Source organism: Actinomadura rudentiformis (genome assembly GCF_008923185.1).
Lineage (GTDB): Bacteria > Actinomycetota > Actinomycetes > Streptosporangiales > Streptosporangiaceae > Spirillospora > Spirillospora rudentiformis.
In genome coordinates this window covers 26,083-36,145 of the sequence record NZ_WBMT01000038.1, presented here as the reverse complement: position 1 = coordinate 36,145, position 10,063 = coordinate 26,083, and the positions used below count along the sequence as shown (strand labels likewise).

Here is a 10,063-nt window from a genome sequence, read left to right as displayed (position 1 = left end):
ACCAACGTGACCGGCACGACCCGCGGATGGAAGGCCGCGTTGAACGCACTTTCGCTGCACTACGGCGACCGCATCACCCTGAACTAACAGCGATCACCACGCCACCCACAGATTTTCAGACAGTCCCTCCTGCACCGTCATTTGGATCCGGGCGTCCAGCATGTACGGCGAGTGCTCTCCGCCTGCAGGATCGCCACGTCGTCGGCGCAGAGACGTACTGACCAGCGGCTGCCCGGGGGAGCAATGGTCAAGACCTGTGGATCAAGTTCTTAGGCGGCTGCTGGTCGGCAGTCGGGACGTTCGACCAGCTTGCCGTTGGTGAAGGTCGCTTCTGCACGGACGAGGGCGACAAGGTGGGGGCGTTGACGCCCGCCACCGGGTCTGGGCGGACTCCATGAGATTGAACGCCATGGCCGGGCCGGCGGCCCGTGACCCGGGCCCTTTGGTGACGTTGGTGCGGTGGCGGACCGTGGCAAAGGTGCTCTCGATCGGGTTGGTCGTGCGCAGGTGGATCCAGTGCTCGGCCGGGAAGTCGTAGAAACGCCAGCAACTCGTCCAGATCGTCGACCACCTTGGCGACGGCCGTGCCGAACTTGGCGCCGTAGGCCGCCTCAAACGCCTTCACCGCGGCGAGCGCGTGGTCGGGTCCTTGGCGTTCCAGATCTCCGCCAGGTGCTTCTTGGCCCCGGATGCGCCGACTTCGGCATCGCCCCCAACATGTTGGCGATCTTGTGAAACCAGCACCTCTGTTCCTGGCCTGGGAGAACGCCTCGCGCAGCGCGTTCCAGAACCCAGCGCCCTGTCCCCGACCACCAGCACCGGGGCGCGCATCCCACGGCGTCTGCAGTCGCGCAGCAGATCGGCCCATGACTCAGTGGACTCCCGGTACCCGTCGGCCAACGCGATGAGTTCCTTGCGGCCGTCCGCCCGCACCCCGATCATGACCAGCCTAGAGAATCCTGGGTACGCGATGACCTGTCTGCCATCAAGGCCAGAGCGACCATTGCGCAACGAATCAGCTTGAAGAAATCGCGAAACCCGCTTTAGCCATCCCTGCGAAGCCTTCCGACCCGAAATCCGCCATAGAGACATGCAGCGGATCCAGATACCGGCTGGCATGTTCGGCGTACCCGCCACCGTCGAGGATGCCCCGGGGTGGTTCACCAGACAGCTCGCCAGCCAATGGGGCACTGTCAGCGGCCGACCAGTAGGCTCCGCAACGATGTGCGCAGTTCAGGCCAGCGTGTCCTCAATATCCTCGGCCTTTTCAGAACCGTTCGGTGGCCGCTGCCTATCCGGCTGGTAGGTGACTCGCGCAAAAGACCTGAGCGCGCGGACCGTAATCCGGCCACGCGGCTGCTTCATGATCGTACGGCTGCGTTGTGCGGAGTGTCAGGACCCGTCGCATGGCCGGCTGGTCGTTCGACACTTTCCCAGACCGCCGTGCTGGTCAACTCCAACGATGGGGTACGCCCCTTGCCGGATCCAGTTCGTGGCTTAAAGCCACTAATGGTCAGCCAGCGACCCCGCGCGCTCATGCTGAAGGTGATGATGTCAGGAAACCCACTTCCTTCACCCAATTCGACGAGGGGGATTCATCTCTCCGAGGAAATGACACCGTCGACAAGCACACGCCAATGAGAAGTAACGGCTCACAGGGGGAAGTCATTATGCCAGGGAGCGTCCAACTCGTCCGGATCGACGCCCAGACTCTCCATCAATTCGTCAATATCGGCTATTTTCAACACCGTCCCGACATGGACCCTGTCAATATCGTCTTCGAAGAAGCAGATGTTCTCATCAACGAGCCGACGAGGGATTTCGACAGCTGAGACTTTGAAAGTTCCGTCCCGGAGAGGAGAGACCCACACCCAGGCGTAACGATCGGGTGAACTCGCCTTCCGGCGAGCTGATACCAACGCCTTGGTCATGACCAGGCGGTTCTTCACTTCAGTTCGCAATATCAGCCTTCCCAGAAGACGCGGAGAATCTTACCACCCCAAGGAGAGTCGTCGAAGGTGTGAATCTGAAGGTGCCGCATCGCTCCGTGGGGATTGTCTTCAGCATGACCCGCCAGGCGGCCAGTCTTCTCATCCATCGCGCAACGAATCAGCTAGAAGAAATCGCGGAAACTTCCGAGTGTGTTCCGGTTCGGCTCAGGTATAGTCACCACCAGCCCCTCGTCGCTATAGGACTTGTCGAACCCCAGCTCCGATGACCGTTCTTAACAACCCTGTCGATCAAGGCCATTTCCTGTTGTATCAATAAGAGTGTTCTTACTCAGGCCCGCCTAGCCATTCCTGTGACCCGCCTGGCCGATGCGGATGCGATGGCCGCTATCAGGCTTTGGCTCCTGATCGCTTGACGATACGGCTGGTCAGGAGAAATCGATGTCAGGTTCGATGTTTGGGTCTTCGGGCGCACGGACCACCGGAAGCCTAACCGCCAGATTGAGCATCAGGCTCTCCATTTCGGAGCGACTTATGCGAGGCAGGAGCCAGTAAGAGCGCCGGCGAACATCTAGGTTCATCCAGATGCCGCGATTCCGCTTATCTATGACGACCAGCGCACATCTGACAAATTGTCGATGATTTCGCCTGGGTAGCCGCACAAGGTAGAAGAGTTCAGCCTGGTCGCTGTGGGACTCAAGCCAGGGCCTGTTCCCATGCGACAACCCGCCATGCCTCTCCGCAGAATCCATCATTCGCAGGAGGCTGACATATCGAACCCTTCTTACACCCGATATGGGGAACTCGGATATGTCGAACACTAGAATTGTCTACCATCTAACATAGATTTTGGTATCGAAAAAGATTCGATCATTGCTTGGATCCGCCGCGCGTTTGAGCAGTTCAGCCATCCGGTGATTTCCCTCCACCATCACACCATCGTGTACGGCCATAAAAGTCCTGTAGGGGTCATCAGGCTCGAAGACGGCCCTCAGAAGATCGTCATCATCCAGGGAGCGCTGAATGCCCTGCTTCTGCATATCCGGAATCCATCGACCTGCATCGTCAACGTTATCATGGAGGATGTCCTGCAGATCGCCCACGGTGGCATTTGGCTCGGGCCGCACCGGCGGATCACTCTTCCCGAAAATCCTCTTGAAGAGGCCGGGCTTTTTACCACCAGCGGAGGCAGGGCAATTATGTACGAGTACCGGCGTTTCACCGGCGTTCACATAGTACGTGTGGTCGGTTTCTACGGTGAGGTTGTAGACCTGCTCGTGCTTCGTCCAGGACTCGATTGCGGTGATTTGGACGTGGGTGCCGGCGCTGGTGCGGAGCCACATGCCGGGCTTGAGCTGGCCTGCGTCGAGCCACTGCTTCTTGTTGACAACCCAGAAGGGGTGGTTGTCGGTAGAGATGAGGATGCCGCTCTTTGACTTCTTGGTGGCGCTGGTGTCGACGGTGAGTTGTACGAGTGTTTTGGTGCCGGTGCCGACGATGGTGTCGATGACGGGGCGGGCGGTGGTCTTGCCGGTTTCGGGGTCGGTGGCGAGGACCTTGTCGCCGACCTTGATCTGGTCGATTGCCTTCTTGGTGCCGTTGGCCAGGACCACTGCGGTGCCGGCGAGGAAGCTGCAGCCCTCGCCTCTGGGCTTACCCGCTGGTTGGCGTCCTGCGGCTGTGCCGCCCTTCGAGCCGGCTCCGGCCGAGCTGCCAGCGCGGGGTGCGGCCGAGCTGCCACCGCGAGCAGCGGTGCCTCCGTTAGCGCCGCCGGCGGCCTTGCCGCCGGCCGACGCGCCAGGGGGATCCACCTTTACACGGGGTTTGGGGATCGCGAAGCGGCCGCCTCCTAGTCCGGCGCGGGCGGCGATGGTCGTGGCGGCTCTGCCGGCGGCGCCGATGCTCATGATCGCCATGGCGAGGTCGGGGGCGATGCTGCCGCCGAAGTACATCTTCGAGTTCGGGTCGGCGCCGACCAGGCGGGCGAATTTGTTCTCGACCCCTGGTATGAGGAACACGGCTCCAACGGGTCCTGTAAGGCCCGACTTGGAGCCACCGATCACGGCACCGACGTAGAAGTTCCACCCATGCTTCACGAGCTTCTTGAGTGGTTGCCAGGGGCTGCCTCCGCCTCCGCCGGTGGAGGCGTTGTTGGTACCGCCGCCCCCACCACCGCCGCCTGGGGAGTCGCCGCGGAGTCCACCCTCTCCGGGGCTGGAGGGGCCTCCGGGAGCCGGGGCGGGCTCCCACACCATGAGGCCGGTGGGATCGGCGTGGGTGACGGGGTTGTTTTTGGCGTAGGTGTAGCCATTCATCTGCTGGGGGTCGCCCTGGGTGATGACGGGGTCGACGGAGATGAAGCGGCCGGTGGCGGGGTCGTATTGCCGTGCGCCGAGGTTGGTGAGGTCGGTGGCGGAGTCGATGGTGCCGCCTACGAAGCCCTTTTCGCCCAGCCAGGTGCCCAGCGGTGTTCCACGGTTCTGGCCGAAGGGGGTGAAGCGGCGCTGGGTAAGGGTGCCGGTGGCGGCGTTGATCTCTTGGCTGGCGGTGCCCTGGTGGTCGGAGACCAGGAAGGTGACGCCGGAGGCATCGCGCATGGCGATGGTCTCGCCGTCGTGGGTGTAGTAGCGGGTCGCCTTGGGCGTTGTGGTGCCCTTGGGCAGGTGGATCTCGGTGCCGGGCAGATAGAGCGTGGTGCCCTTGGGGTCCCGGCGGATGAGACGTTCACCTTCGGCCGTGTAGGCGTAGGTGGTGTCGCCCTTGGTGGTGTCGGAGACCTTGGTGAGCTCGCCCTCTACGTCCCAGGTGAGGGTTTGCTTGCCGGAGGCGGTGGTGCGGCCGGTGGTGTTGCCGGACGCGTCGTAGTCGTAGGTCTCGCTGTGCGCGCCCTCACCGGTCTGGGTGAGGTTGGCGAGCTGGTGGCCCTTGTATTTGGGGTCGACACCCGGGCCGTTGGCGTAGGTGTAGTTGCGGGTGGAGGAGACCTGGCCGGTGGTGGTGTAGTTGGTTTCGGACTTGCGGTTGCCGGTCTCGTCGTAGGTGTAGTTCACCCGATAGGGGGCCGGTCCGCCGAGGGAAGCCTGGGACGGGTCGGTGGCGCAGGTCGCGGTGTCATCGGGGGGCACGTTCTGGGTCCAGGCGTCGGTGAGACGCTGGAAGTGGTCGTACCGGAAGCACTGGTTGTCGGTGCCCGAGCGGGAGATATCGATGACCTGCTTGATGTTTCCCGCGTCGTGGTAGCTGTAGGTGGCGCTGCGGTCGAAACCCGCCTGCCCGTCGTGGACGGTGGTCGCGGTCTTCAGACGCTTGGTGCCATGCTCGTAGGTGTAAGAGTGGGAGACCTTCTTGGCGCTGCTGCTGGTGCCCAGCAACTGGCCGATGAGCTTGCCGTCGTTCAGGTAGTCGGTCTTGAGCACGTAGTCCGACAGGTTGCTCTTGAGAGTGGTCGAACGGCCGTAATCGTCGTAGGTGTAGACTAGACTTTCGCCGCCCAGCCCGCCTGCGGCGGGCATCCCGGCCGTGCGGACGGTGCCATCCAGACCGTAGCTGGTGGTGAAGGTGTAACCATTGGTTGGTGCCAGTGAACCCTCGGTCGCGGGCAGGCCAGTGAGGGTGGTGGTGGTACTGGTCGGCCGGTTCAGATTGTCATAAAAGTTGACTTTCGTGGTGTACGTGGCGGTGCCGTCGTAGCGGGTCGAGGTAGCGGGCAGGCCCCTGCGGACGGTGTCGTACGTCCACTCGGCCAGCTTGGTGCCGGGGGTGGCCGTCGTCTGATCGAACAGGCCGGTCTTGCGGCCCAGGCCGTCGTAGCTGTAGCCGATCTTCTTGCCGCGGGCGTCCTGGACCTGGGTGAGCTGGTCCAGATCGTCGTAGGTGTACTTGGTGACCCCCTTGTCCGGATCGTTGCTTTCGATCTTGCGGCCGCGCAAGTCGTAGTGGTGCGTCCAGACCTGACCGCCATGCGCGGTCAGCTTGGCCAGCTGTCCGGCGGGCGTGTACTCATACTTCGTCGAGGCGTAGTCGCTGGGGCCTGTGCCCTTGTACTGCCGCAACTCGGTGGTCTGACCGCGGGCATCGACGTAGGTCGTCGAGGGATAGGCGCCCTCAGGCGGGGTCACCGTGGTGTAGTTGCCGCCGTAGGCGTAGCTGGTACCCCACTTCTCCTGAGCGTCGCTGTTGCCGACCAGCAGCCTCGCGGCAGTGGTACGGCCCACGCCGTCGTACTCATAGACCGCCTGGGTCTCCACATCGCCGACCTTGTCGACGCCGAACAGGGTGGTGGAGGGCGCGTTCTCGGCGTAGTAGGTGTCGTAGCTGCGGTCGACCTTGCCCTGGGCGTTGTAGAACGTGTCGGTGATCAACCGGCCGCCCGCGGGGCCCGGCTCCTGGGTCTGGCGGGGCCGCAGCCAGCCGTCCAGCAGCGCGTACTCGGTCTCCTGGCCGCTGGTGTTGGTGAGCCGCTTGGTGGTGACCGCCACGATCTCATTCAGTTTGATCTTGTACTCGAACTCGCGATCGGGAGTCTGGCCGGTGGTGCGGTTGGGGCCCCACACCTTGGTGACCCGGCCCAGCGCGTCGTACTGGTACTTGGTCTGCTTGCTGCCCGCGTCGCTCTCGACCAGCGGGCTGGCCCATGCCGGGTCGAACTCGGTACTGGTCTCCAGGAAGCTGTCGGGATCCTGGGGGTTCGCCAGTGGGGTGGTGTTGACGACCTTGGTGGTGAGGCCCTGAGGGTCGGTGTAGACGGTCTTGACGATCTTCCCGGTGGAGTCGGTGGACTCGATCGAGCGTCCGTAGGAGTCGAACTTGGTCTTGGCGGCTGTGATGTAGGTGACCGCGGAAGCAGTGGCCGACTTGGGCTTTTCGACCAGCGTCGCGTTGCCGCGCGTGGGGACGGCATCGAGCGCACCGTTGTCGTAGTACGTGCGCTGGTCGGAGATCAGGTCCTTGGACAGGTCGGCGTTGTCCTTGTCGGCGCACTTGCGGGCGATGGTGCGGACCTGGCTGGGTAGCGCCACGATCCAGTCGGTCGTGTTCGCAGTGGCCAGGTTCGTGGTCGTGCACCGGTCGTCATCGGACTTGGCGACATCGCCGAAGTCGTCCACCTCCAGCGGAGTGCCGGTGGTGGTGTTGAAGTCGTTGGTGGTGGTCTTGGTCTCCCGCCAGTCACCGCCGTTGTCGATGGAGGTGATGGCGCGGGAGGTCCTCACACCGGTCAGGTTGGCGGTGACGGTGCCCCAGGAGCGGGTCCGTGACGCGGTCTGATGGTGCCACGGATAGTTGATGGTCTTGGTCAGGATGTTGCCGCCGGGCTTGGCGTAGGTGACTCTCCGCACCTCGAAGCCCTGCAAGGATTCGTGGTCGGGGTAGACCGGCTCGTTCGCCTCGCCGTTGGAAATGCCGACGCTCTTTTTGGCGTCGCTGTCGGGGCTGGCACGGTCGCCGTGCATGCCCTGCATGTACCAGTGGTCAGACTGCGACGCCGTACCGGTCGGGTTGCGGACGGTGACGCGGGCCTTGGAGAAGCCGCGCCACTGCGACCACGTCTTGTACTTCTCCGGCGTCAAGCCGTCGTCGTCATCGAAATGCCAGGCCGGCTGCCCGATCGAATAGTCGTAGTCGGTGACGATGTCGGGCGCCTTGCCGGTCAGGTCGGTCTGCACGGACTGGGTCACGGCGTACTTGTGGAACCAATCCAGCGCCGGTTTGTCGGCGTTGGTGCCATTCACCCAGTAGACGGGGAAACAACGCCGATGATTGTCTGCCGGGTTCGGAAGACTCGAGGTAGTGCAGTCCTCGGCGGAGTAGCTGACATCCAGCACACCGCCGGTCTCGTTGTAAACAGTGGCGAGCCGGTTCTTCACGAACGGGCCCAGATTGTCGCCGAGTTCGTCGACCCGGTTGACCAACTGCTTGTAGACGAAGGACAACGGCGGCATCTCCACCCGTTCGCCGCCCGCTTCAGCAAAGTGGACCACCGATTCCAGCAGCAGCTGCCGGTCCACGTCGGCCATGCCCCACGCGTGCTTGAGCTTCCAGGAGTCCACCGGCCGGTAGCCTGATCCGTCAGGCTTGATGATGCTGGTGGTGACGCCTGTCAGGCGCTTGCGCGACCAGAACGTCGGAGAGGCCGCCCCGTTGGGGTGCTTGCACTCCTTGCCTTCTTCACAGTTGAGGTCCCACGGCACGTCCCACCAGTAGTCGGGATGATCCTTGATGTTGCCCTCAGCACAGTCGGCGGCAACCTCGCGGATACAGCGCTCGGAAACCTCGAAGTCCACCCGAGCAGGAGCCTTGGCGGGATAGGGGTTGCTTTCCCGCACCCCGTACTCGGTGCGCAACAGGTATCCGCCTCGGATGTACGGCGTCTCGTCCTTCTCCTTGAGGTTACGGGCGTAGTGGTTGGTCTCGGTGCCGTAGTAGTAGACGACGGCGTTGCCATCGGTGTCGATGACGAAGTCCAGGTTCCAGCGGTAGGCCTGCGGGCACCATGAGTCGGCGAAGCCCGATGCCTTGTTGCATGGCTCGGTGTCGTTGTTACCGAAGACGGGCGCGGTCCATGTGGACTTGGTTTCCGGTTTCCCGGCCGCCCAGCCCTTGTCCCAGCGGTTCTTGCCGAAGTAGTACTGGGTGCCGTCGGTCGTGGTGACCTTCCAGTACTCGTTGTCGTTGTCACCGTTGTTGGTGTTGGCCTCAGTACCGTTGAGGCGTTCGATCCGCGTACCGTCGTCCTTCTTCAGCTTCCATTTGTCTCCACCAGCAGGAACCAGCTCTCCGCCCTTGCCGCCCAGCGTCATGACCGCGTTGTCGTATCCCCAGCACTGGTCACCCGGGTAGGTGCCGTACGTCGGGTCCTTGGGCGCGCCGTCGTCCTTGCATGCCTTGTATGACCGCTGGATGTAACCCGGCCACAGATCAAACCCATCGCCTACCCATGAGGGCTGTCCGCTGGTGTTCGACGTCCGTCCATCAATCGTCGAGGAGGAGTAACCCAACGCCAACTGCGGCTGCAAGCCACTTGGCACCTGAGGCGTCCGCAACGGATACGACCAGTTGAAATCACCCGACTGTGGACTGATCTGCCACGACGAGGACGGTGACAACGACGTTGCCTTATAGTCGCCCTTGTCACTGGAGTCACCAGCCACCGCAGCCAGCACCGTCGCCTGGCCGCCCCCTGGCGCCGCCGATGTGCCCTGCATCGCCCGCCGCTGCGCCGTGCTCGTTGCCGAAGGGCCGGGGTCCGGTTCTGAGGTAACCGCGACCGGAGCCGCGTTCACGTCCGCGGACAGAGTCTTATTCTCGGTGTTGTTGGCCGAAGCCAACGGCGCAGGCGTCTGGCAATTGGGTTTGTCCGGAGTCGTCAACACACAGGCCGGCAGTTGCACCAGCCGCAACCGCGACCCATATGACCCGCCGAACGCCTGACCGAAGCTCGAATAATCCAACCGGATACCGACCTTGCCCGCCTCCGCGGCAGTTCGGTCCCCGTCCGCTGGTACATCCGTACGGCCAACGGTGAGCAACAATCCATCGATACCAGCACGCTGAGCCGCCGCGCGATCCAGCAATCGCACCTGAACCTTGCTCGCCACCTGAGCACTCGGGTTGGCCGAACGCCCGGCGGACGTGCTGTGACCTGGGGCCGTCACCCAAACCGGCAATTGTCCCGCCCGCGCAGGCCTTCCGGCGGACCGCTGCTGTGCGACGGGAACTGTGACATCGGCCGTGCCCGGTCTCGGCCAGGACACCTTCGCAGCCGAAGCGGGATTGGTCACCGAGGCATCGCGCTTGCGCGGTTTGGCTTTGAGTTCATGACCGTCGACCACCCTCTCGGGCTGACGCGGTTTGGAGGAGCCAGCCGCGAACGCCTGGGTGGGAGGCACACCGAGTACCCCGCCACCGACCGCGAAGGCGATCGCGACCGCCAGGAACCGCGCGCCGCGACCAGCACCTAGGCGGATCAGTCCACTGCTACGCACAACATCCTCCAGCACGTCCACCTGCGAGGTCCTCCGCTCGCCACTTCCCAATGGCGAGCGGAGGAGCAGGTGAGAGGGTTCGATCAAGAGCTCGTCGGGTGAACGGTGTGCCCTGCTCGCAGTCGGGCAGGG

The 10,063-nt window shown here is 63.4% G+C and carries 2 protein-coding genes and 1 pseudogene; all 3 read right to left on the bottom strand.

Annotated elements, in window-relative coordinates; genetic code table 11:
• Positions 1–269 precede the first annotated feature (269 nt).
• Positions 270–948 (bottom strand): annotated as a pseudogene (locus F8566_RS49070) (IS256 family transposase); the annotation flags it as partial.
• Positions 949–1,652: 704 nt separating this feature from the next.
• The gene (locus tag F8566_RS49065; protein ID WP_192810289.1) at positions 1,653–1,931 is read right to left on the bottom strand and encodes a hypothetical protein; all 279 of its coding nucleotides are present in this window, start codon (positions 1,929–1,931) and stop codon (positions 1,653–1,655) included.
• Between the two features lie 848 nt (positions 1,932–2,779).
• Positions 2,780–9,952 (bottom strand): polymorphic toxin-type HINT domain-containing protein, encoded by a 7,173-nt coding sequence (locus F8566_RS52550; RefSeq protein ID WP_151571303.1) that lies wholly within the window; start codon positions 9,950–9,952, stop codon positions 2,780–2,782.
• Between the last annotated feature and the right edge of the window lie 111 nt (positions 9,953–10,063).

What these genes read in the sequence shown, in the direction of transcription:
- F8566_RS49065 (WP_192810289.1), bottom strand. Translation starts at nt 1,931, where the DNA reads ATGACCAAGGCGTTGGTATCAGCTCGCCGGAAGGCGAGTTCACCCGAT.